Source organism: Streptomyces sp. NPDC006372 (genome assembly GCF_040612515.1).
Lineage (GTDB): Bacteria > Actinomycetota > Actinomycetes > Streptomycetales > Streptomycetaceae > Streptomyces.
In genome coordinates this window covers 13,067-35,476 of the sequence record NZ_JBEXQJ010000051.1, presented here as the reverse complement: position 1 = coordinate 35,476, position 22,410 = coordinate 13,067, and the positions used below count along the sequence as shown (strand labels likewise).

Sequence of the window (22,410 nt, the reverse complement as noted above, 5' to 3'; positions counted from 1 at the left end):
AGAAGATGTCCGGCTTACCCGCGACCCTGGGGGCGATGAACAGCCAGAGAAACGGGAGGCCGGACATGTCAGCTCCACTGAAGGGCAAGGTCGCACTGGTCGCCGGGGCGACCCGGGGCGCCGGACGAGGGATCGCCGTGGAACTCGGCGCGGCCGGCGCCACCGTCTACGTCACCGGACGCAGCACCCGCGCCCGCCGCTCGGAGTACGACCGGCCCGAGACCATCGAGGACACCGCCGACCTGGTCACCGAGGCCGGCGGACAGGGCATCGCCGTACCCACCGACCATCTCGACCCGGCGCAGGTCCGTACGCTCGTGCGCCGCATCGACGACGAGCAGGGCCGCCTCGACGTCCTCGTCAACGACATCTGGGGCGGCGAGAAGCTCTTCGACTGGGACGCTCCGCTCTGGGAGCACGACCTCGACAACGGACTGCGCCTGCTCAGGCTCGCCGTGGAGACACACGCCGTCACCAGCCACCACGCCCTGCCCCTGCTCTTGCGCAACCCCGGCGGACTGGTCGTCGAGGTCACCGACGGCACCGCCGACTACAACGGCCGCAACTACCGCGTGAACTTCTTCTACGACCTGGCCAAGGCCTCCGTCCTGCGCATGGCCTTCGCGCTGGGCCATGAACTCGGCCCGCGCGGCGCCACCGCCGTCGCCCTCACCCCCGGCTGGCTCCGCTCGGAGCTGATGCTGGAGATCTTCGGCGTACGCGAGGAGAACTGGCGCGACGCCCTGGAGAAGGTCCCGCACTTCGCCATCTCGGAGACCCCGCGGTATGTGGGCCGGGCCGTGGCCGCGCTCGCCGGCGACCCGGACGTGGCGCGCTGGAACGGGCAGTCCCTCTCCAGCGGCGGCCTCGCCCAGGAGTACGGCTTCACCGACCTCGACGGCAGCCGCCCGGACGCCTGGCGCTACCTCGTCGAGGTCCAGGACACGGGCAGGCCGGCCGACACGACCGGCTACCGCTGAGCCACCGCGGGGGCAGTACGGTCGGGCCATGACGGACACCAGGCGGTTCGAGGGGTACGGGGTTCTCATCACCGGCGGGGCACGCGGCATCGGCGCCGCGACCGCCCGCCGCTTCGCCGAGGAGGGGGCGCGGGTCCTGGTCGCCGACCGGGATCCCGTCGAGGCCGCGCGGACCGCACAGGCTCTGCGGGAGCAGGGCCTCGCCGTCGAGGGGCGCGGGTGCGACGTGACCGACCGGGCGGCGGTCGAGGCGGCCGTCGCGTACGCGGTGGACACCTTCGGCTCGCTCGACGTACTGGTCAACGGCGCCGCCCACTGCTCGCCCGATTCATCCCGTTTCGAGGACGAGCCGGACGAGTCGTGGGCGCGTGACCTGGACGTCACCCTGACCGGCGCGTACCGCTGCTGCCGCGCCGCCCTGCCGCACCTGGCGGCCTCCGGGCGCGGCGCCGTCGTCTCCATCGGCTCGGTCAACGGCCTCCAGGACTTCGGCAACCACGCCTACAGCGCGGCGAAGGCCGGCCTGGGCTCCCTGACCCGCACCCTCGCCGGCCACGCCGCCGCCCGCGGCGTCCGCGTCAATCTCGTGGCGCCGGGCACCGTACGCACCACCGCGTGGGAGGGCCGCGACGAGGACCTCGAAGCGGTACGCCGGCTCTACCCCCTGGGCCGGGTCGGGGAGCCGGAGGACATCGCGGCGGCCGTCGCCTTCCTCGCGTCGCCGGACGCCTCGTGGATCACCGGCACCACCCTGGTCGTCGACGGCGGCCTCACCTCCGTCAACACGGGATTCCACCAGGCCCTCCGCCCATAGCCCCGGCCGCCCGGTGAGGTATGTCACCGTTTGGTCCCAGGCGGGAACTCCGCACAACCGAATACGCCCTCCGCCCGTCTAGCTGGCAGGGATCGCAGACCATGTGACCACTTCCGCGGAAGGGCAGGACCCACCATGGGGGACGTACGCAGACGGGGCGCCGTCGCACTCGGGATCACCGGACTGGTGGCACCGCTCACCCTCGCGCTCGGCGCCACGCCGGCGCAGGCCGCGAGCTGCAGCACCCAGGCCGGCCCGTACCAGAAGCAGGTGGAGAAGTTCCTCGGCCGTCCGGTCGACGGCAAGCAGTCCAGCGCCGACTGCACGGCGATCCGCGCCTTCCAGACCAAGCACGGCATCTCCCCGAACGCCGGCTACGCCGGACCCGTCACCTGGGGCGTGATGGACCTGATGCAGAAGCAGAAGGCCGTCGGCACGAACCCCAACAAGGACGGCAAGTGCCCGGTGAACAAGGGCCGGATCGCCTGTGTGAACCTGACCCTCCAGCTGAGCTGGATCCAGGACGGCAAGAATCTCGTCTACGGTCCTGTCCCGGTCCGCACGGGCCGCGACGGACACGAGACCCGCACGGGCCTGAAGAAGATCTACTGGCGCCACATCGACCACGTCTCGTCGATCTACCACGTGCCGATGCCCTACAGCCAGTTCTTCGACGGCGGCCAGGCCTTCCACTCGGTCGGCATCAGCGTGTGGAACCCGCCGGGCTCGCACGGCTGCGTCAACATGACCAAGACCGACGCCAAGAAGTACTGGTCGCTGCTGAAGACGGGCGACGACGTCTTCGTGTACGGCCGCAAGCCGGGCACCTGATCCCAGGCACCCGGCTCGCGGGACGGCACACCGCCTCCTACTGGGGCGCGTCCCCGAAGTCCGGGATCTCCAGCCGCACCCCGCCCTGCCGCGCCGACTCGTGCGCGATGATGCCCGGCAGGGTGTAGCGGGCGGCCACCCACGCGTTCACCGACGGCAGGGTGCGCGTGTTGACGGCGGTCACGAAGTCGTCCACCAGGAAGTGGTGGCTGCCCTCGTGGCCGTTGTGCAGGTGGTCGAACTCCCTCGGCAGCCGTGCCCGGTCATGCACCGGCGCCGATCCCGAGGTGAAGGCCGCCCGCAGCTCCGGCGCGATGTGCTGCAGCGACGGGTCGTCGGGAGCCATGGTGGGCTTGGGCTCCAGCAGTTCGCTGATGTCCTTCACGCCCTGCTTGTCCTGCCACAGGGCGACCGTGGCGAGCTGCTCCATGCTCGCCTCGGTACCGAAGAAGCGGAAACGTGACTCCCGTATGTGCGAGGGGTAGCCGACGCGCCGGAACTCGTTCGTACGGAACGAGCCGCCGCCCGCCACCTCGAACAGCGCGGTGGCGTTGGAGACGTCGTTGCCGAACTGGCTGACGTCCTTGTCGAAGACGCCGTCGCCCCGGTCGTCGACGACACCGATCGCCGACACACTGACCGCGTGCGTCTGCCAGGCGCCCAGCACCCCGCCGACCGCGTGCGTCGGGTACAGCAGCGGGGGATAGCTCGCGGTCGCCTTCCAGTTCTCGCCGCCGCTGTACTGGTACGCCTCGTAGAACCCCAAGTCCATGTCGTGGACGTAGTCGCCCTCGGCGTAGAACAGCCGCCCGAAGGCGCCCTCGGCGATCCGGTTGCGGGCGTGCACGGTGGCCGGGTTGTACTCGCTGGTCTCGCCCATCATGTAGGTCAGCCCGGTGGCCTTGACCGCGTCGATGATCGCCGCGATCTCCTCCGTGCTGATCGCCATGGGGACCGCCGAGTACACGTGCTTGCCGGCGTTGAGGCCCTGGAGCACCAGCGGCCCGTGGGTCCAGCGCTGCGTGAAGATCGCGACCGCGTCGACCTCCTCCGACTCCAGCATCGCCTGGTACGACGGGAAGGTGCCCGCCAGCCCCTGGGCGGAGGCGAGTTGCTCGGCCCGCTCGGGCAGCAGGTCGGTGACGTAGACGTCGCCTACGCCGGGGTGGGCCTGGAACAGCGTGGCGAACTGGCCCGAGAACTGTCCGGCGCCGACGATGCCGATGGAGAACGTCATGTAAGGCATGCCCTTCACTGGTCGTTGGATCACTGCGAGAGGATCAGGTTGATCTGTTCGTTGGTCTCGTCGAGGCTGCTGACCGGCTTGCCGTTGCCGTAGATGCCCTCCATCGCGGGCTGCATCAGCGCCGTCATGTCGGCCGAGTAGCTGGCGATCGGGTACGAGAACGTCCGGAAGTGCTTCTTGTCGGCCACGGGCTCCGTGAACGACGAGACGTCGATGCCCTTCTTCCGGTACGCGGCGACAGCGGCCTCGGTCCCGGCCGGAGTCGCGGGGAAGACGACGCCGTACCTGCCGACGACGGTCTGGCACTTGTCGGAGGCCAGATAGGCCACCCACTTCTTGGCGCCCGCCTTGTTCCTGGAGGCCTTGGTGACGGAGTCGGCGAGGCCGTTCATCATGGTGGCGCGTTTGCCGGTCGGGCCGGCCGGTGTCCGGGCGGTCTTCATGTCCCGGCCCTTGAAGCCCGCGTAGGTGGAGATCATCCAGGCCCCGTCGAACGCGGTGGCCGCCTTGCCCGCGGCGATCTGCGTGTTCTGCTGGTTGGACTGGATGTTGTAGTCCGACAGGGGCGGCATGTAGCCCTTCTTCGCCAGGCCGAAGTACCACTGGACGACCGACTGGAAGGTCTTGCTGTCGTACTGGTACTTCGTGCCCCAGCGCGCCTTGTTGAGGTAGTTCCAGCCGGCGGAGCCGGTGAAGGGGCTCCACTGTGTCTGGCCGTCGCCGAAGCCGCCGCCGCCCGTGGCCATGCCGTACACCTTGACGTTGTTCTTGTCGAAGCCCGGCTCGTCGCCGCGCTTGCCCTTCCTGTCGATCGTGAGATGGGCGATGGCCTTCTCGAAGGTGCCGCCGTCCTTCGGGTTCCAGGACAGGTTGTTGAGCTGTTCGGCGGTGAGCCCCGCCTCCTCGGTCATCTTCGAGTTGTAGAACAGCGAGACGGTGTCCCAGTCCTTGGGAGTGCCGTACCGGTGGCCGTCCTTGCCGATCCAGTTGGCGGCGAGGCCCGGCTGGTAAGCGGAGTCCTCGACACCGAGGTCGTCGAGCGGTTCGAGGACCTTCAGATCGGCGAACTGGCCGAAGTTCTGGATGTGATCGGTGAACACGTCCGGCGCGGTGCCCGCGATGAACCCGGCGGTGAGCTTGGTCCAGTAGTCGCTCCAGCCCAGCTGCGTGATCTTGACATCGAGTCCGGGGTTCTCCTTCTCGAACCCCTTGGCGCAGGCCTGGTAGGCGGGCAGCTGGTTGGCGTCCCACAGCCAGTACGTGACCGTGTGGGCGGAGGATCCTGCCGCGCCGCCTTGTGCGCACCCGCTGACCAGGGACAGCGCCAGCGCTCCGGTCGCCGCGACGAGCGTACGAATTCGCATCCCAGTCCCCTTACTTGATCCCGGTGAAGCCGATGGAGCTGACGATGCGGCGGGCGAAACAGGCGAACAGCACCAGCATCGGCAGCGCGGCGATCAGCGTCGCCGCCATGAGCCCGGACCAGTCGACGCCGGTCGCCGGGGTCTGTGCCCGGAAGACCGCCAGTGCCACGGTCAGCACGCGCGAGCTGTCGCTGTAGGAGACCATCAGCGGCCAGAAGTAGTCGTTCCAGGAGGTGATGTACGTCAGCACGCCCAGGGTGATGATCGGCGTGGACGCCATCGGCAGTACCACCCGGAAGAAGATCTTGATCTTCCCGGCACCGTCCAGCAGGGCGGCCTCCTCGACCTCGCGGGGGACGTTCATGAAGAACTGCCGCAGGAAGAACACCGCGAACGGCGTCATGAACATGGTGGGCAACGCGATACCGAGGAGCGTGTCGATCAGGTGCAGTTGCTTGATGAGCACGAAGTTCGGCAGCAGGGTGAAGATGGCCGGCACCATCATCCCGGCCAGGAACAGCCCGAACACCTTGTCCCGCCCGCGCCAGCGCAACCGTGAGAAGGCGTACGCGGCCATCGCGGAGAAGAAGAGCTGGCACCCGGTGATCAGGGTCGAGACCAGCACCGAGTTGAGCAGATAGCGCCAGAAGTCCAGCCCGCCTCCCGCGCCGCCCTGCTTGACGGCCTCCTCGGCCGACTGCAGGCCCAGGGCCCGTTCGAAGCCGCTGGTGGTGAGGTCCACGGGCAGCGGGTTGGTGGGGTCGGCGCTGAGACCGGCGTTGGTGGAGAGCGCGGTGCGCAGGATCCAGTAGAACGGCAGCAGGGTGATGAGGACGATCAGTCCCATCACGGTCCAGGCGGCGGCCCGCCCGAAGGAGAACCTGCGCCGTACCGGTCGTACGGTCGTCGTGGTCGTCACGGCAGCCATGGCGGTGTCTCCCTTCCGTCAGCCGAGGTCGGTCCGGCCGGCCCGGGTGAGCCGGTACTGCAGGACGGTGATCGCGCTCAGCACGACCAGCAGGGCGACGGACATGGCCGAGGCGTAGCCGAACTGGAAGCGCCCGAAGGCGGAGCCGTAGATGTAGTACTGGAGCACGTTGGTCGCGTTCGCCGGACCGCCGGCCGTGGTCACGGCCACGGTGTCGAACACCTGGAACGACCCGATCACCGTCATGATCAGCACGACCGCCAGCACGGGCCGCAGCAGCGGCATGGTGATCCGCCAGAACATCCGCCACTCGCTCGCGCCGTCCACCCGGGCCGCCTCGTACATGTCGTTGGGGATCGCCTGGAGCCCCGCGAAGAGCAGCAGCGCGGTGTACCCGACGTGCCGCCACACGTTGATGAGCGCGATCGTCGGGATCGCCCAGGTCTCGTCGGCGAGGAACGGGATGCGGTCGGCGCCGAGGGCGCTGATGATCTCGTTGCCGATGCCGAGCTGGGTGTCGAGGATCCAGAGCCAGACGAGACCGGCCACGACGTTCGACATCAGGTACGGCGTGAGCACGATCCCGCGCAGCGTCGCCGACTGGGTCAGCCGCTGCAGGAGGACGGCCATGGCGAGCGCGGAGACCGTCTGGACGCCGATGTTGATGACGACGTACTCGACGGTGACCTTCATCGAGTCCCAGAAGATGGGGTCGTTGACCATGCGGACGTAGTTGTCCAGGCCCACCCATTCCGCCGGCGTCAGCAGGTTGAAGCGGGTGAAGCTCAGGTAGATGCCCCGCAGCGTCGGCCAGAGCAGGAAGACCACGAAGCCGAGCAGCGCCGGTGCGATGAAGACCGCGGCCAGTCGCCCGTCCCCCCGGTCCTCGCCCACCTCCGTCCGTCGTGTCCTGGGTTTGCTGCGTGTCTCCGCTGCGCCGCCCGCGGGCAGACGCGACGGAGGACTGCTGGAGGCGATGGTCATCGGGAGACTCCCTCGCAAGCGGCGGCTCGTCCTCTGGCGGGACTTACTTTTGGCGCGAAACAATTGCTGCGTCAAGAGGGGTGCAAACATCTTTTCGCAAGAACCTTCACCGTCTTAGAGTGGTCATGTTGGTTTCAGTGCGAAAAAAAGGCCGAGGGGAGTCGGACGCACATGACCGCAGGCACCGCCAGCTGGCTGCCACTGAGCACGGGGGAGCGCTCGGTGGCCATCGAAGTGCTGGTCCACGGCCCGCTGTCGCGCACCGAACTCGCCCGCAGGCTGGGCCTGTCGGCCGGCAGTCTCACCCGGCTGACCAAGCCGCTGATCGAGTCGGGTCTGCTGGTCGAGGTGGCCGAGGCGGGAGGACCGGCGGAGGCCCGCCAGGGCCGTCCCTCGACCCCGCTCGACGTCGTCGCCGACTCCCGGTCCTTCCTCGGCTTCAAGATCACCGGGGTCACGGTCTACGGCGTCGTCACCACGCTCAGAAGCCGCATCGTCGCCCGCCACGACCGCCCGCTCACCACTCACGACCCCGCCGAAGTCGCCGACCTGCTGGGGGAGATGACCGGCGAACTGGCGCGCGACCACCCCCGGCTCGCCGGGATCGGCATCGGGGTGGGCGGACTCGTCCAGGACCGCGCCGTCGTCGGCGAGTCCCCCTTTCTGCTGTGGCGGGACGTGCCCCTGGCCGAACTCGTCCAGGAACGCACCGGGCTTCCCGTGGTCGTCGAGAACGACGTCGCCGCCCTGGTCGAGGCCGAGACCTGGTTCGGCGCCGGGCGTGGCCTGGACCGCTTCGTCGTCCTCACCATCGGCGCCGGCCTCGGCTACGGGCTCGTCCTGGGTGGCAAGCGCGTGCCCTTCGCGGAGGAGGACCGCGGCTTCGGCCGCCACTGGATCGTCGATCCGAACGGCCCGCTCACCCCTGACGGCCGGCGTGGCAGCGCCGTCTCGATGCTGACCATCCCGAACATCCGCTACCAGGTCCAGGCCGCCACCGGCCGTGACCACACGTACGAGGAGATCCTCGCGCTGGCCGCCGCCGGAGACCCCGTGCCGGTCCGAGTCGTCGAGGAGGCGGCTCGTGCTCTGGGCATACTCGTCGGGCAGATCTGCAACTTCGTGATGCCGCAGAGGATCCTGCTCGCGGGGGAGGGGGTCGGGCTGATGGACGTGGCCGGCAAGACCGTCGAGGAGACCGTCCGCGACCAGAGGCACCCGCTGGCCGCCCCCGTCGACATGGAGACCAGGGTGTCCGATTTTCACGACTGGGCGCGCGGCGCGGCCGTCCTGGCCATCAAGGTGCTGGTCCTGGGGTCGGCCGAAGCGTGAACTGTCTCACGTTTACCGGGAGATGGACGTGATCAGTAACACTGTCCGGAATGCCCCTTTGGCTCGTGATTACTCACATCGCCTTCACTTCCGGGATCGTATGCTTCACAGTATGTCCACCACTGTTGAATCCTCATCCGAGCGATCGGCTGACGAGGTCAACGAGGAGATCCGTGCCCTGTGGCGCCGGTCGGGCGGGACACTGAGCGTCGAGCAGCGTGAGGAGTACCAGCGGCTCGTCCTGGAGTGGGCCTCCGCGGTGCCGCAGTCGGCGCCTGCCGCCTGAGCCTCGTGCAGGTCCGCTGACGCATCGGACCCTCGTCCCGGGGCACCCCTGATCGAATGGGTGCCCTCCTCGCACTTTCCTCGGCCGTCGTCTACGGCATCGTCGATTTCACCGGCGGCCTGTTGTCCCGGCGGGTGCACCACACCGCCGTCACCTTCTTCGGTCAGCTCGGCGGGCTGCTGCTCGCCTGCGCCGCCGCGCTCCTGCTGCCCGCCGACGCCGTCCACTTCACCGACCTGTTGTGGGGCGCGCTGTCCGGCGTCGGCAGCGGTGTCGCCATGCGGTTCCTCAACCGCGGGTTGAGCCGCGGCGCGATGAGCGTCGTGGTGCCCGTGAGCGCCGTCACCGGCGTCGCCCTGTCGGTGCTGTGCGGGGTGCTCGTCCTCGGCGACCGTCCGGGCGCCCTGGCCTGGCTGGGCATCGCCGTCACGGTGCCCGCTCTGTGGTTCGTCGCCGGAGGCAGGACCGGGGCGGGAAAGGGGACGGCGGACGGACTGCTCGCCAGCGCGGGCGTCGCCGTGCAGTACCTCGCCCTCGGCCAGGCGGGTCCCGGAAGCGGCCTGTGGCCCGTCGCCGCGGGCCGGGTCGCGGCCGTCCTCGTCCTCCTGCCGGACGCCGCACGCCACGCACACCGGCTGAAGCTGCCGCCCGGCCGCTGCGTACGGGCCCTCCTCATCGGGGCCGGGGCGGCCCTCGGACTCGTGCTGTACCTGCTCGCCGTGCAGCGGCAGTTGCTGGCCGTCGCCGTCGTCATCGCCTCCCTCTACCCGGCGCTTCCCGTCGTCCTCGGCCTCGCCCTGCTGCGCGAGCGGATCAGCCGCCGTCAGACGGCCGGACTGCTGGGAGCGGCGGTGGCGACGGTCCTGCTCACGCTGGGCTGAACGGGACACCCGGCGGCGTCCGGCCCCGTGCGCCCCGGGCATCATCCCCAAGTGGCCGAGTAGTACTGCCGATACGCCTTGCGGTCCTGCTCCGCTCGGATCCACCGGGTCGCCACCAGGGCCACGAGACTGCCCGCGATGACCAGCATCCCGGGGCCGACGTTGCGCGGATCGGTGAGACGGGTCAGCAGACTCGACACGCCCTCGCCCGTCACGGGCGCCGACGAACCGGGCGACGCGGTGCCCTGGGATGCCGACCTCGCGGGTCCCGCGCCACCCGCCTGCTTGGACACGATCAGCTTGACGTTCAGCTCGGTCAGCGCCTTCGTCACCGGCTGGAAGAACGTCGTCCCGCCCGCGGTGCAGTCCCCGCTGCCACCCGACGTCACGCCCAGCGCGATGCCGTCGGCGAACATCGGGCCGCCGCTGTCCCCGGGTTCGGCGCACACGTTCGTCTCGATGAGGCCGGTGACCGTGCCCTCCGGGTAGTTGACCGTCGCGTTGAGCGCGGTCACCTCGCCCTCGCGCAGCCCGCTGGTGCTGCCGCTGCGGAAGATCTTCTGACCGACCTCGGCGTCGGCCACGCCCGTGATCCGCACGCCCTCGCCGTCACCGACCGACACCACTTCCGCGCCCTTGCCCGCGCGGCCGCCGGCGTACTTCACCAGCGAGTAGTCGTCACCGGGGAAGCTTCCCTTGAGCGACGTCCCGACCTGCTCCCGGCCCCGGTCGTCGGCGAACCAGACGGAACCGTCCGGTCCGCAGTGCCCGGCCGTGAGGATGTAGTCGCTCTTTCCGTCGGTCACGTTGAAGCCGGCCGAACAGCGCCCCGCGGTCGACAGAATCGGCAGCGCGCCGTTGAGCCGCGGGGTGAACGTGCCCTCGGTGCGCTCCATGCGCACGAAACCGCCGATGCCCTCCGCGACTTCGGTCAGCCGGGACCAGTCGGAGGCGGACACGGTGCTGTCGCCGCGTACGACGACCTCGTTGTTCTTGTAGTCCAGCGCCCAGGACGTTCCGGCGACTCTGGGTGCCGAACGCAGCGTCGCCGTGGCGGACTTGAGGTCGCTCATGCTGTGGTGCACCATCTTCGCCCGGGCGCCGGCGCGCTCGACCTCGGCCGCGGCCTTCTCGTCCGTGACGGCGACGACCGGCTTGCCGGCGGAGTCCACCCAGTTGCCGGCCGTACGGGAGGTGCCGAGGCCGGCCACGAGGTCGGTGCCCTTGCTGGTGGCGGACCGGGCGGAGTACGGGACGCCGATCGTCGCGTCCGGCGGCTCGCTCGCCACCGCTTGTGTGACCATCGCTCCTCCGAGGAGGAGTCCGCCGACGGCCGCCAGCCGTGTCACTCGCCGGACGACCCGTCGTCGTGCGTGCTTCATGCATGGCTCCCGAACCCGAACATCGTGGCGTGAACGCCACGGGGCACTCCTTGAGTTGAGTGCCCTCTTCCCATACGGGCCGGAGCCCCGCCGTGTTCAGCGCGCGCGTGATCTCTTCACCACCGGCCGGCCGCCGGGGCGGCGAGCAGGGCACGGCTGCGCACATCCCCCCACACCGAGCCCGGGTCGACGTAGGGCCGCAACAGGGCGGTGAGCGCCGGATCGCCGCGGCCGTTCAGCTCCTCCGAGGCGATCTTGCGGGCGATCCCGGCGAGGAAGTCCGCCACCTGCACCCGAGTGTCGTCCCGCGCGACGACGAGCCGCACTCCGGCGAGGCGGGCTCCGGCCCGCCGGGCCGTCTCCTCGATCCATGCGATGCGGTCCGGCGTCAGCATGTTCTGCCGGTCGTGCACCAGCCGGACCGGCCGCCCGTCGCCGCTCCAGAGCGCGGCCGTGCGGACGATCGCCGGGAGCAGCGGGTTGAGCACGGGGACCAGGGGCGGACCGTCCAGGAAGCCCGCCCGGTAGGACTCCGCCCGGGGCCGGGTCGCGGCCAGCCGCTCCAGGATCCGAGCCGCGTCCGTCGACGGGTGCGCGCGGCACAGGGCGTCGACCGTGCCGTAGAAGGCCTCCACGGGGTCCCCGTCGTGGCGGACCCGCAGCAGGTGGTTGGCCGCGGCCAGGAACGCCCGCCAGCCGTCCTCCCCGAACGTCCGGCGGCCCGTGCGGAACAGGGAGACGGCCTCGGCCGGGTCATCCAGCAGCAGACCCATGGCCCGGTCCACCACGAAGTACGTCTTCTCCATGAGATGCACCCGCGCCTGCCCGTGGACCGGCCCGTCCGGCGACAGCAGCCACTCCAGCACCGCCCGGTGCTTCTCCCGCAGCAGATGGTTCGCCTTGTACTCCTCGGCCGGCGAGCGGATCCGGTCCCGGATCTCCCGGACGACCGCCGCCGCCGTCGGCTCCGGCAGGGACACACCGGCGTGCGCGAACACGTCCGTGTTCCCGCCGGTGAGGTTCTCGCCGTCCGACCCGGACTCGTCGCAGGCGATCTCCAGGAACGGGCCCGCCGCCTCTCCCCGCTCCCCGTCCGCACGATTCCCGCTCACTGCACAGCCCCCTATCGTGTGCTCATGACCAGGATCCCGCACGAGACGTCCGGTGAACCGAATCCTCTGCAGGCCCTCACGCTCGACAGCCTCCGCCGCCGCACCAGCATGAAGTGGCGCACCTACCCCGCGGACGTGTTGCCGGTGTGGGTGGCGGAGATGGACGTACCGCTCGCGGAGCCCGTCGTGCGCGCCGTCACCGACGCACTCGCCCTCGGCGACACCGGCTATCCCGCAGGCACCGCCTACGCGGAGGCACTGGCCGCCTTCGCCGAGAAGCGGTGGGGCTGGGACGGACTGGCCGTGGAACGCACCGCGATCGTGCCCGACGTGATGCTCGGCGTCGTCGAGATGCTGAAACTGGTCACCGGGCCGGGGGACGCGGTGGTGGTGAACCCGCCGGTGTACCCGCCCTTCTACGACTTCGTCGGGCACATGGACCGGCGCGTGGTGGAGTCCCCGCTCGGCGCCGACGGGCGCATCGACCTCGGTGTCCTGGAGGAAACCTTCCAGCAGGCCGTCGCGGGCGGACGGCGGGCAGCCCACCTGCTGTGCAGCCCGCACAACCCGACCGGCACCGTGCACACGGCCGAGGAACTGTCCGCCGTCGCCGCGCTCGCCGAACAGTACGGCGTGCGGGTCGTCGCCGACGAGATCCACGCGCCGCTGGTGATCGGAGGGGCGGACTTCGTGCCGTACCTGAGCGTGCCGGGCGCCGAGCGCGGTCTGTCGCTGATGTCGGCCTCGAAGGGCTGGAACCTGGCCGGGCTCAAGGCCGCCCTCGCGATCGCCGGGCCCGGCGCCGCCGCCGACCTGGCCCGGATGCCCGAGGAGGTCGGGCACGGCCCGAGCCACGTCGGGATCATCGCCCACACCGCCGCCCTGCGCGACGGGGTCGCCTGGCTGGACGCCCTGCTGACCGGCCTCGACGCCAACCGGCGGCTGCTCGTGGACCTGCTCGCAGAGCATCTGCCCGGCGTCCGCTACCGCCCCGGCGACGCCACCTACCTCGCCTGGCTCGACTGCCGCGCCCTCGGCCTCGGCGACGACCCGGCGGGCGCCTTCCTGCACCGCGGTCGCGTGGCCCTCAACTCCGGCCTCCCCTTCGGCACCGGCGGAGCGGGCCACGCCCGCTTCAACCTGGCGGCCTCGCCCGAGGTGATCACCGAGGCGGTACGCCGGATGGCGGCGGCGCTCGACTGAACCGGGAGCCCCGGGCCCGCCCCGCGGGACACGCTCGTACACTGCCCGCCATGGACGACAGGGCGCTGAACGAACTGGGCGCGGGCAAGTACCTGCTGCTCACCAGCTACCGCAGGAACGGCACACCGGTCGCCACCCCGGTCTGGGTGGTGCACGACGGGGACGCGCTCGGCGTCTGGACAGCCGCCGAATCCTGGAAGGTGAAGCGGATCCGCAACCGCGCCGACGTCCTGGTCGGCCCCTGCGACCTGCGGGGCCGTCCGACCGGCGAGCAGGTTCCCGCGACCGCGCAGATCTGCGACCCGGCCACCACTGCCCGCTACCGGCGGCTGATCGCCCGCAAGTACGGCCTCACGGGCCGGCTCACCCTCCTGGGCAGCCGGCTGCGCAGGGGTCAGGACGGCACCGTGGGGGTACGGATCGTTCCCGCTCCCTGAGATTCACCAGGGCATCTCACCGTGACGGTCACGGAAGGTTCCGGTCGGTCCGTCCGCCCCGATGGTGGCGAGTGCGACGATGGCATCGGTACCCTCGGTCACCGTCTGCGGGCCGCTGTGTCCGTTGAAGTCGGTGGCGGTGTATCCCGGGTCGGCCGCGTTCACTTTCACGTCCGGCAAGGACTTCGCGTACTGCGTGGTCAGCATGGTCACGGCAGCCTTCGACGCCGTGTAGAGCGGCGCGAGGTTCCTCGACTCGACGCGCCCGGCATCGTGCGTGGCCGCGAACGACCCCATGCCGCTCGACACATTGACGATGACCGGGCTCGCGGACTTGCGCAGCAGAGGCAGGAACGCGTGCGTCACCCGGACCACCCCTATGACGTTGACCTCGAACACCTCGCCGGCGTCAGCAGCCGTGATCTGGTCGGCGGGGCTGTGCGTCCCGAGGACACCCGCGTTGTTGATCAGGACGTCGATGCCGCCCTCGCGGTCCCCGATGTCGGCGGCGGCCGCGGCCACCGACGCGTCGTCCGTCACGTCGATCTGAACGAAACGGGCACCGAGTGCGTCGGCGGCCGCCCGACCGCGCTCCGGATCACGAGCACCGACGAGGACGGTGTGTCCGGCCTCGATCAGGCGGCGGGCGGTCTCGTACCCGAGGGACTTGTTGGCTCCTGTGATGAATGTTGTCGTCATGCCCTCACTCTCGGCCTGCGACGCGGGGACAACCAGTGCCCCCCGCGACGGTAGGACTGCCAGTACCAGGCACAACCATCGTCCGGCGGACACAATGGTCGAGTGGAAGAGACCCTCGGCACGGCACTGCGCCGCTGGCGCGACCGGCTTTCCCCCGTCGACGTCGGGCGGACTTCGCGGCCCGGACGACGTGCGGTGGGGTTGCGACGCGAGGAGCTGGCCGAGCTCGCCGGGCTGTCGGTCGACTATGTGGTGCGGCTGGAGCAGGGGCGCGCCACGAGCCCTTCGGCGCAGGTCGTCGCGAGCCTGGCCAGAGCACTGCAGTTGCAGCCCATGGAGCGCGACTACGCCTACCGGCTGGCCGGTCTCCTCCCTCCCCAGGAGGGGACGATCTCCACGCATGTGCCGGCGGGGGTCCAGCGGATGCTGGCTCGCCTGGGGGATTTCCCGGTAGGCGTGTTCAGTGCCGACTGGACCCTGCTGTCCTGGAGTCCCGCATGGGCCGTGCTGCTGGGCGACCCCAGCGCACGGACACCCCGCGAGCGGAACCTGGTGCGGGCGGTCTTCGCCGCGGGGTCCTCAGGGCTCGCCGCCTGGCCGGTGCTCCAGGAAGGCGACGCCTTGAAGCCCGCTCTCGTCGCCGATCTGCGCACGGCTCTCGTCGACCACCCCCGTGACCGTGGCCTCGCCGACCTCGTCGAGGAACTGCGTACCACCAGTGCGGAGTTCACCCGGCTGTGGGACGAGGGTGCGGTCGGTCCGCACGTCTCTGCCCGAAAGACCGTCGTGCACCCCCAGGTCGGCGAGGTGACGTGCGACTGCGACGTGCTCACCGTCCCGGGGTGCGACATCCGCGTCATCGTCTACACGGTGGCCGCGGGTTCCGCCGATGCGGAAAAGCTGGAGTTCCTGCGGGCCACGAACGGCGGCCGCGTCGGCGGCCCTCCGCCTCCGGGGCCCGACCTTTTCTCCACGCCGTGACAGCCGGGCCGGCCGGGCATGGTCGCCAGGCCGGCCCGGACGAGCTGGTCGAAGTACGGGTACTCGACGCACCGGCACGCAAGGCAGCCGCGAGTTCTTCGGCCGCCGGAAAATTCCAGTCCATGAATCGGACCGTATGGGCCTGTGGAAGAGGGCACGAAATGCCGCTTCGCGCAAGGGGAGAGATGTCGGCAGCCCTCTGCCAGTGCCCTCCCCTCCTGGGAGTGGAGGGTCCGTCCCCGGGAAAGACCACCCGTCATGACCCGTACTCCAGCCCTGCGCGCAGCCGTCGTCGGCACCGGCCACCGGGCCCAGCTGTTCACCCGCGGCCTCGCCGAACGCCCCGGCCACCTCGTGGCCGCGCTGTGCGACCCCAGCCCGACCCGGATGGCCTTCCACAACCGGCTGCTTGCCGAGGCCGGCCAGCCCGCCGCCACCGCGTGGGAGCCCGACCGCTTCACCGACCTGCTGGCGAAGGAGAACATCGACGAGGTCGTCGTCACCACCGTCGACGCCGAGCACGACCGTTACATCGTCCCGGCCCTGAAGGCGGGCTGCCGGGTCGTCACCGAGAAACCGATGACCGTCGACGGGGAACGCTGCGCGCGCATCCTCGACACCGTCCGCGAGACCGGCAACTCCCTGACCGTCGCCTTCAACTACCGCTTCAACCCCGTGCACGAGAAGGTCCGCGCCCTGCTCGCCGACGGCGCGATCGGTGAGGTGCTGTCGGTCCACTTCGAGTGGCTGCTCGACGTACGGCACGGCGCCGACTACTTCCGCCGCTGGCACCGCGAGAAGCACCACAGCGGCGGCCTGATGGTGCACAAGTCCTCGCACCACTTCGACCTGGTGAACTGGTGGCTCGGCGACGAGCCCCGGGAGGCGTTCGGCTACGGACGGCTCGGCTTCTACGGCCGTGCGGCGGGGGAGCGGCACGGACTGCGCCGGGAGTACGACCGCGCCCACGGCGCCGAACCGGCCGCGGACGACCCCTTCGCCCTGGAGCTCGCGGCCAACGACACCCTGCGGGCCCTCTACCTGGACGCCGAGCACGACGACGGCTACCTGCGCGACCGGAACGTCTTCGACGGACCGATCACCATCGAGGACGACATGTCCGTCCTCGTGCGCTATGCGCGCGGCGCCACCATGACGTACCACCTGACCGCCTACTCCCCCTGGGAGGGCTACCGGGTGATGTTCAACGGCAGCGCGGGCCGGCTGGAACTGGAGGTGGAGGAGAGCCGCTGGCAGCCGCCCCTGACCCGGGTCACCTCGACCGTCGGCGCCCTGCACGGGGACACGGCCGCCGAGCACGCGGGCGGCGCCCGCCTCACCCTGCGCCCGCTGTGGCGGCCCCCGGTGGACGTACCGCTCACGGTCGCCCGCGAGGCCCACGGCGGCGGCGACCCGCGCATGCTCGACGCGCTGTTCGGACCCGCTGATCCCACCCGCCCGGCGGACACCGCCGCCGCGGCCCATCCGACAGCCACCGAACGCGACGGAGCGCTGGCTCTGGCGGTAGGTCTCGCGGCCAACCGGAGCTTCGAGACGGGACGGCCGGTGCGTACCGACGAACTGATCGCGGGTGGGCAGGCCACCTGAGAGGAAGTCAGCTCCAGGCCCGGTACGGCTCGTCCAGCAGCTGGAACACCGGCTCGCCCCGTACCGGGTCCTTGGCCGTGGACAGCCGCACCCGGTCCCCGCTGTGGATGCCGATCGGCGGGCCCATCACCCGGCCGCGCACGACGAACCCCTCGGACATCTCGATCAGGGACACGTTTCGGGCCGCGGGCGTGTTGCGGTGCACCACCGTCGAATGGCGCACCGTGCCCGTGCCCTCGCTGCGCTCCGTGCGCAGTTCGCTGCCCCGGCAGACCGGACACAACAGCCGGTGGAACATGGCGGTGCCGCACCAGGTGCAGCGCTGGAAGAGGATGGCGTCCGAGTCGGGTCCCTTCGGGGGGAGGAGCCCCGTCGCGGAGCCGGCTGCCTGCTGAGCGACGCTTCCTGAGTGGTGGTACACGCTGGTCAACTCCCTGCACTCGGCCGGAATCCCGTGTGCGCGGCGACCCGCGCACACGCGTGCCCGGTTCGCCGTGCCACCGTGCACGCACCACACAGTATGGCACTCAGTGCCACTCGTAAAGGCACTCCGTACCCTCAATGTACGGACCGGTCAGGCCCGCCCCAGCGTCGACTCGATCTCCTGGACGACCCGCCACAGGGGTGCTCCGCGCCGTGAGACGACGACCACCACGTCGTCCGGCTGCTCCTGGGCCACAGGCGCCGGAGCCCCGCCGAACGCGGACTGCACGTAGGCCAGCGCGTGGTCCATCGCGGCGCTCGCCTCGCCCTGCCCGTCCGAACGCAGCCAGGAGCGCAGCGCGTTGTTGTGGGCCGCGACCACCGCGGCCGCGATCACGTCGGCCTGCAGGGTCCCGTCCCGGCGGGCCGCGAAACGCCGCCGCAGGTAGTCGGCGAGGGCCCGCTCGTAGCGCCACACCACCGACAGCTCGTAGGAGCGCAGCCCGGGGACCTGCTTGGTGAGGCGGTAGCGCTGCACGGAGAACGTCGGGTTCTCGGCGTACATCCGCAGCACGAGCCGGGCCGCGTCGCAGACCCGCCGCACCGGCTCCTCCTCGCCGGTGCCCGCCGCGAGGAAGGCCGTCATGTCGGCCAGACACCGTTCGTGGTCCGGGAAGACCACGTCCTCCTTGGAGGGGAAGTAGCGGAAGAACGAGCGCCGTCCCACCCCGGCGAGCGCCACGATGTCGTCCACGGTGGTCTGCTCGTACCCCCGCTCCAGGAACAGATGGAAGGCCGCCGCCACCAAAGCGTCCCGCATGGGCGGCTTCCCGTTGCCTGCGTCCGCCTTCTCGGAGCTCATGGTCTGGAACGTAGCACCCGAAGGGCACTCGATGGCACTGAGTGCTCTCTCGGAGAGGAACCGAGTTCCCTCTGAATACCTGGCGCGGCAGCCGCGTATCTAGCGACAGGACGATCCCCGACGACGGGCACCCCCCGAGCCCGGACGGAAGGAGAGCAGCGTGTCGACACCGTCCGAGCCCGGGCAGCCGCACGACGGCCCGGCCCTCGAACCCATCCGCGTCCTGCGCCCACGCCGCACCGACGCCCTCGCGGAGCTGATGCGGGAGTTCCAGCAGCAGACCCAACAGCAGACCCAGCGGGAGACCGGCCGGGAGCCCGGCGGCTACGAGCCCGTCGAGCTGCCGGGACCACCGGCCGACTCCGAGGAACGGACGCAGGAACTCCCGCCCGTCGCCCGCGAGAGGCGCCGATACGGAGACGGCCGTGTCGGACGCGCCGGATCCGGACTTCGCCGCACCGCCGTCGCGGTGGCCGTTCTCGCGGCTGCGGTGATCGGCTTCGGCGGCGCGCTGCTGCTGCGCGGCGACAACACGGGCGACGAAGCCGCACCGGCACCCCGGCCGACCCGGTCCGCCCCCACCCCGGCAACCACACCCACGCCGACACCGACCCCCACGCCCACCCCGCCGGCGACGGCGCCGGTGGACCCCGACGGCGCCGGCACGCTCCGCGAGGGAGCCACCGGCCCCGAGGTGACCGAGCTCCAGGAACGCCTTCTGCGCATCCCGGACGTCTACCGCGACGGCGCCACCAGCGGCAGCTACGACCCCACGCTGACCGCGGCGGTCGCCCGCTTCCAGCTCTGGTACGGCATCCGCGGCGACGAGACCGGCGTCTACGGCAACGACACACGTGCCGCACTGGAGTCCCGCACGGCACCGGTAGCCGGCTGACCGGCGCCGCACCCGGCGCCGCCCTCGCGGTGCGCGCCGGCCGCGCGCATGCGGCAGTGATGCGAACATGGCGGGTATGGACGAGTTCATCGACCGGCTGAACCCCGACATGTGCCTCGTCACGGCCGTCGCGGCAGGTGAACGGGCGGGCTGTCTGGTCGGGTTCGCCTCGCAGTGCTCGCTCCGGCCCGTGCGGTTCGTGGTGTGGCTGTCCGAGCTCAACCACACCTACCGGGTGGCCCGGAACGCCGGTGTTCTCGCCGTGCACCTGCTCGGCCGCGAACAGCACCACCTCGCCGAGTTGTTCGGCGGGCGCACGGGCGACGACACGGACAAGTTCCGGGGCGTGCGGCTGCGTGAGGCGTACGGCGGGGCCCTCGTCCTGGAGGACGCGCCCGCCTGGTTCGTCGGCCGGATCGTGACGCGCGCCGGCGGCGGCGATCACGTCGGCTTCGTCCTCGACCCGGTCCAGTGGGGTGGACGGAAGTCGCACGACGGGCCCCTGCTGCGACTGTCCGACGCCGTCGACATCACGCCCGGCCACCCGGTCGACTGACTTCCGCGCTCCGCGTCTCGAACGCCGGGCAACGGCTGGGAAAAAGCGGGAGAAGGCGGGACCGCGCGGCGTCACCCTGGGCCGAGGCGGTGGCGGCCCTGGTCGTGGGCCCGTGGCGGTACGGGTGGCACCTGCGGTGATTCGTGAACGGCGACGGCCGGCCCCTACCGCTCCTCGACTCCGGGAACCCGGACGTCCACCACACACACGTCGTCCCGCCGCACCTCCGGCAGCATCTGCGTGAGCAGCGGTCCCAGCGACCGGGGCCCGTCGTTGGGCGGGGCCGCCACCGCCTCGGCGAGACGCTCCAGCCCCCGGTCGATGCTCTCCGGAGGGTGCTCCACCAGGCCGTCGGTGAAGAGGATGAGCCGGTCGCCCGGCTCGAGGCGGCACTCCGCCTCCTCGTAGACCGGCGTGGTGGTCGCCCCGAGCAGCACCCCGCGGGGGCGGCCCAGATACCGCGCCTCGCCGTCCCGCAGCAACAGGAGCGGAGGATGCCCCGCCTGGGCCCACACCAGACGGCGCCGCCGGGGGCTGTAGCGGGCCAGCACCATGGTGGCGGTCGTGTGCGAGTCGCGCGAGTGCAGCAGCAGCGTGTTCAGCCGGGCGAGCGCGCCGGTCAGCGACGAGCCCGTGATGACCATGCCCTTCGCGGTGAACCGGAGCTGCGCCATCGTGGCGACGGCGTCGACACCGTGCCCGGCGACGTCACCGACCACCAGCAGCGCGTCCCCGTCGGGCAGTTCGATGGCACTGAACCAGTCACCGCCGACATGCACACCCGCCTGGGCCGGCAGATAGGCGACTTCCACGCGCAGCCCGGCCAGGTGCACCGGCCGGTTGGCCAGCGGGAGCAGTGCGTGCTGGAGCAGGGAGGCCAGGGTCCGCTCGGCCTGGAGGACGTCGTGCTGGGTGAGGATCGCCCGTTCGCTCTCCACCAGGGCCAGCTCCGCCCGCCGCCGGGCGGTCATGTCCTGCACGAAGCCGTGCACCTCGACGGGCGTGCCGTGCCGGTCGGACACCGCCTCGGCCACGAGCCGCAGATGCCGGATCACCCCACTCGTCCTGATCCGGAACGGCACGTCGAACGGCCGCCCCTCCTCGGCGAGTTCGTTGACCGCGCGGGTCAACGCCGGGGTGTCCTCGGGCAGCGCGAGCTCCGGCATCTCGTCGAGCGGCACCGGCCCATGCGCGGAGTCCCGGCCGACGATGGTGAACACCTGGGTCGACCAGGAGGCCTCCCGCGTGGCCAGGTTCCAGTTCGCCCAGCCGAGGTTGCCCAGCCGCTGGATGTCCGCCAGCCGCTGCTCCTGCCGGTCGGAGGAACCGTGCCGGATCCAGGAGACGACGAGGGAGTCACCCAGCGGCGCCACCCGCGCCGTGTACGTGAACAGCTCCGCGACGCCCGCCACGACCTCCTCGTGCGCGAACGGCTCGCCCTCGTACTGCTCCCCGGTGGCCAGCACGTGCAGACAGCCGCGCCACAGCGGCTCGGCCACCAGCGCGGGCCGGAACTCCAGCAGGCGCCGTCCGGCCGGTTCCTCGCCGGCCCGGCCCAGCAGGTCACCCACCTGTGCGGTCGCGGCCTCCACCCGGAAGTCCTCTGCCGCGCCCGATGCGGAGCGCAGCGGCGTGAGCAGCATCGCTGCCACCGGCAGCGCCTCGAACAAGGCCTGCACCGCGTCCGTGCCGGCGTCGGCGGGCCGCTCGGCGGGGGCGTCGAAGGCGCGCAGCCGGCCGGCGCACAGCCTGGTCACGCCCCGCAGGTGAGCGCGGTCGCGTGGCGTGAACGGCTCGGCACAGCCGCGCAGCACGCCGATGCAGACCTCGGCCGAGCCCGCGACGAGCACGGGCAGCCAGGCGCGCGACCGCCACCGTTCGGGCGGATCCCCGATCAGCAGGTACCGCCCCTCGTCCGCGGGGAAGTCCTCCAGCCAGCGGGGCTCGCCCGACCGCAGCGCGTCCAGCGCCGCGATCCCGCTCAGCGGCGGCACCTGACTCCACTGCGCGGCCAGCTTGTCGTCGATGCCGGCGTGCCCGGTCAGTTCGAGGCCGCCGTCGGGCCTGCGGGCGTAGATCATGACCGCGTCCGCCGCCAGGTCCGGGGCGAGATGCTCCAGCAGGCACCGGGCGAGGTCCTGCGGTGTCATCACCCGAACGAGGGCCTGGCCGAGACGGGCGAGGGCGGCGGCGACGTCGTCCGGCGCGGTCGTCTCCGCCGGAGCGTCGGTTCCGGAGCCCGGTGTGCCGGTTCCGGCGCCCTCGGCAACCTCGCCCGGGGCGGGCGCCGTGGGGGCCAGCGCGCCGAGAGTGATCCAGCACTCCTCCAGCAGGGTGCGCCGCGCCGCCTTGGCCCGCTGGAGCAGTTGCTCTCCCGCCGCGTCCGCGGGACACCCGGTCAGCGCCATCACCGCGCCCTTGGCACGCTCGACGACAGCCGATGTCGCCGCCTGGACACGAAGCCGGTCCAGCTCGGCGCGCTGCCGCCCGACGATCTTGGCCAGTTCGACCAGATCGGGTGCGGCGCCGGGCTCCGCCGCCGGTGTCACGGGCTCGCTCGTCACGCATCGAGCATTGCACACCCGCGCCGATTCGAAGAGCGCCTT

The 22,410-nt window shown here is 71.2% G+C and carries 22 protein-coding genes and 1 pseudogene; 12 read left to right on the top strand and 11 right to left on the bottom strand.

What is annotated here, in order from left to right:
- Positions 1-65 precede the first annotated feature (65 nt).
- From ABZ016_RS39875 to ABZ016_RS39865, 3 genes are all read left to right on the top strand, one after another.
- Complete coding sequence (locus tag ABZ016_RS39875) at positions 66-980, top strand: SDR family oxidoreductase (protein ID WP_356921663.1); 915 nt, start codon at positions 66-68, stop codon at positions 978-980.
- A 28-nt stretch (positions 981-1,008) separates the two neighbouring features.
- Positions 1,009-1,794 carry an SDR family NAD(P)-dependent oxidoreductase gene (locus ABZ016_RS39870; protein ID WP_356921662.1) on the top strand — a complete coding sequence of 262 codons (786 nt, stop codon included), beginning with the start codon at positions 1,009-1,011 and terminating at the stop codon, positions 1,792-1,794.
- 135 nt (positions 1,795-1,929) lie between these two features.
- Positions 1,930-2,625, top strand: coding sequence for a L,D-transpeptidase (locus ABZ016_RS39865; protein WP_356921661.1), 696 nt, complete (start codon positions 1,930-1,932; stop codon positions 2,623-2,625).
- A 37-nt stretch (positions 2,626-2,662) separates the two neighbouring features.
- Here the strand turns inward: ABZ016_RS39865 and ABZ016_RS39860 are convergent, their stop codons facing one another.
- Genes ABZ016_RS39860 through ABZ016_RS39845 form a run of 4 tightly spaced genes read right to left on the bottom strand, consistent with a single transcriptional unit; the run spans position 2,663 to position 7,147 of the window.
- Positions 2,663-3,862 (bottom strand): Gfo/Idh/MocA family oxidoreductase, encoded by a 1,200-nt coding sequence (locus tag ABZ016_RS39860; RefSeq protein ID WP_356921671.1) that lies wholly within the window; start codon positions 3,860-3,862, stop codon positions 2,663-2,665.
- Positions 3,863-3,891: 29 nt separating this feature from the next.
- A complete protein-coding gene (locus ABZ016_RS39855; RefSeq protein ID WP_356921660.1) occupies positions 3,892-5,235 on the bottom strand; it encodes a sugar ABC transporter substrate-binding protein in 1,344 nt (447 codons plus the stop codon).
- A 10-nt stretch (positions 5,236-5,245) separates the two neighbouring features.
- A complete protein-coding gene (locus ABZ016_RS39850; protein ID WP_356921659.1) occupies positions 5,246-6,163 on the bottom strand; it encodes a carbohydrate ABC transporter permease in 918 nt (305 codons plus the stop codon).
- Between the two features lie 18 nt (positions 6,164-6,181).
- Positions 6,182-7,147, bottom strand: a complete 966-nt coding sequence (locus ABZ016_RS39845) for a sugar ABC transporter permease (protein WP_356921658.1) — start codon at positions 7,145-7,147, stop codon at positions 6,182-6,184.
- Positions 7,148-7,318: 171 nt separating this feature from the next.
- On the opposite strand from ABZ016_RS39845, the gene ABZ016_RS39840 reads away from it, so the two are divergent.
- From ABZ016_RS39840 to ABZ016_RS39830, 3 genes are all read left to right on the top strand, one after another.
- Complete coding sequence (locus ABZ016_RS39840; RefSeq protein ID WP_356921657.1) at positions 7,319-8,479, top strand: ROK family transcriptional regulator; 1,161 nt, start codon at positions 7,319-7,321, stop codon at positions 8,477-8,479.
- A 100-nt stretch (positions 8,480-8,579) separates the two neighbouring features.
- The gene (locus ABZ016_RS39835) at positions 8,580-8,765 is read left to right on the top strand and encodes a hypothetical protein (RefSeq protein WP_356921656.1); all 186 of its coding nucleotides are present in this window, start codon (positions 8,580-8,582) and stop codon (positions 8,763-8,765) included.
- Positions 8,766-8,821: 56 nt separating this feature from the next.
- A complete protein-coding gene (locus ABZ016_RS39830) occupies positions 8,822-9,646 on the top strand; it encodes an EamA family transporter (RefSeq protein ID WP_356921655.1) in 825 nt (274 codons plus the stop codon).
- Between the two features lie 41 nt (positions 9,647-9,687).
- Here the strand turns inward: ABZ016_RS39830 and ABZ016_RS39825 are convergent, their stop codons facing one another.
- Positions 9,688-11,028: a S1 family peptidase gene (locus ABZ016_RS39825; RefSeq protein WP_356921654.1), complete on the bottom strand. Its 1,341-nt coding sequence runs from the start codon at positions 11,026-11,028 to the stop codon at positions 9,688-9,690.
- A gap of 116 nt (positions 11,029-11,144) precedes the next feature.
- On the bottom strand, positions 11,145-12,140 hold the full coding sequence (locus tag ABZ016_RS39820) for a hypothetical protein (RefSeq protein WP_356921653.1): 996 nt from the start codon (positions 12,138-12,140) through the stop codon (positions 11,145-11,147).
- A 24-nt stretch (positions 12,141-12,164) separates the two neighbouring features.
- On the opposite strand from ABZ016_RS39820, the gene ABZ016_RS39815 reads away from it, so the two are divergent.
- A complete protein-coding gene (locus tag ABZ016_RS39815; RefSeq protein WP_356921651.1) occupies positions 12,165-13,343 on the top strand; it encodes an aminotransferase class I/II-fold pyridoxal phosphate-dependent enzyme in 1,179 nt (392 codons plus the stop codon).
- A gap of 50 nt (positions 13,344-13,393) precedes the next feature.
- Complete coding sequence (locus ABZ016_RS39810) at positions 13,394-13,780, top strand: PPOX class F420-dependent oxidoreductase (protein ID WP_356921650.1); 387 nt, start codon at positions 13,394-13,396, stop codon at positions 13,778-13,780.
- A gap of 3 nt (positions 13,781-13,783) precedes the next feature.
- Here ABZ016_RS39810 and ABZ016_RS39805 read toward each other — a convergent pair whose 3' ends face one another.
- Positions 13,784-14,479 (bottom strand): SDR family NAD(P)-dependent oxidoreductase, encoded by a 696-nt coding sequence (locus tag ABZ016_RS39805; RefSeq protein ID WP_356921649.1) that lies wholly within the window; start codon positions 14,477-14,479, stop codon positions 13,784-13,786.
- Positions 14,480-14,581: 102 nt separating this feature from the next.
- Here ABZ016_RS39805 and ABZ016_RS39800 point away from each other — a divergent pair, with 102 nt between their 5' ends.
- Together ABZ016_RS39800 and ABZ016_RS39795 are read left to right on the top strand one after the other, a co-directional pair.
- A complete protein-coding gene (locus ABZ016_RS39800; RefSeq protein ID WP_356921648.1) occupies positions 14,582-15,460 on the top strand; it encodes a helix-turn-helix transcriptional regulator in 879 nt (292 codons plus the stop codon).
- Between the two features lie 258 nt (positions 15,461-15,718).
- Positions 15,719-17,068, top strand: a complete 1,350-nt coding sequence (locus ABZ016_RS39795; protein ID WP_356921647.1) for a Gfo/Idh/MocA family oxidoreductase — start codon at positions 15,719-15,721, stop codon at positions 17,066-17,068.
- A 7-nt stretch (positions 17,069-17,075) separates the two neighbouring features.
- Here ABZ016_RS39795 and ABZ016_RS39790 read toward each other — a convergent pair whose 3' ends face one another.
- Together ABZ016_RS39790 and ABZ016_RS39785 are read right to left on the bottom strand one after the other, a co-directional pair.
- Entirely contained in the window at positions 17,076-17,489 is a 414-nt protein-coding gene (locus ABZ016_RS39790) for a zinc ribbon domain-containing protein (protein WP_356921646.1), read from the bottom strand.
- Positions 17,490-17,642: 153 nt separating this feature from the next.
- Positions 17,643-18,311, bottom strand: a complete 669-nt coding sequence (locus ABZ016_RS39785) for a TetR family transcriptional regulator (protein ID WP_356921670.1) — start codon at positions 18,309-18,311, stop codon at positions 17,643-17,645.
- Between the two features lie 202 nt (positions 18,312-18,513).
- On the opposite strand from ABZ016_RS39785, the gene ABZ016_RS39780 reads away from it, so the two are divergent.
- Positions 18,514-19,248, top strand: a complete 735-nt coding sequence (locus ABZ016_RS39780) for a peptidoglycan-binding domain-containing protein (RefSeq protein ID WP_356921645.1) — start codon at positions 18,514-18,516, stop codon at positions 19,246-19,248.
- On the opposite strand, the pseudogene ABZ016_RS39775 reads toward ABZ016_RS39780, so the two are convergent.
- Positions 19,180-19,338: pseudogene (locus ABZ016_RS39775) on the bottom strand (hypothetical protein); the annotation flags it as partial. The gene ABZ016_RS39780 and the pseudogene ABZ016_RS39775 overlap by 69 nt on opposite strands.
- Here ABZ016_RS39775 and ABZ016_RS39770 point away from each other — a divergent pair.
- Entirely contained in the window at positions 19,316-19,804 is a 489-nt protein-coding gene (locus tag ABZ016_RS39770; protein WP_356921644.1) for a flavin reductase family protein, read from the top strand. The pseudogene ABZ016_RS39775 and the gene ABZ016_RS39770 sit on opposite strands and share 23 nt — an antisense overlap.
- Before the next feature lie 164 nt (positions 19,805-19,968).
- Here ABZ016_RS39770 and ABZ016_RS39765 read toward each other — a convergent pair whose 3' ends face one another.
- Positions 19,969-22,368 carry a SpoIIE family protein phosphatase gene (locus ABZ016_RS39765; RefSeq protein WP_356921642.1) on the bottom strand — a complete coding sequence of 800 codons (2,400 nt, stop codon included), beginning with the start codon at positions 22,366-22,368 and terminating at the stop codon, positions 19,969-19,971.
- Positions 22,369-22,410 lie beyond the last annotated feature (42 nt).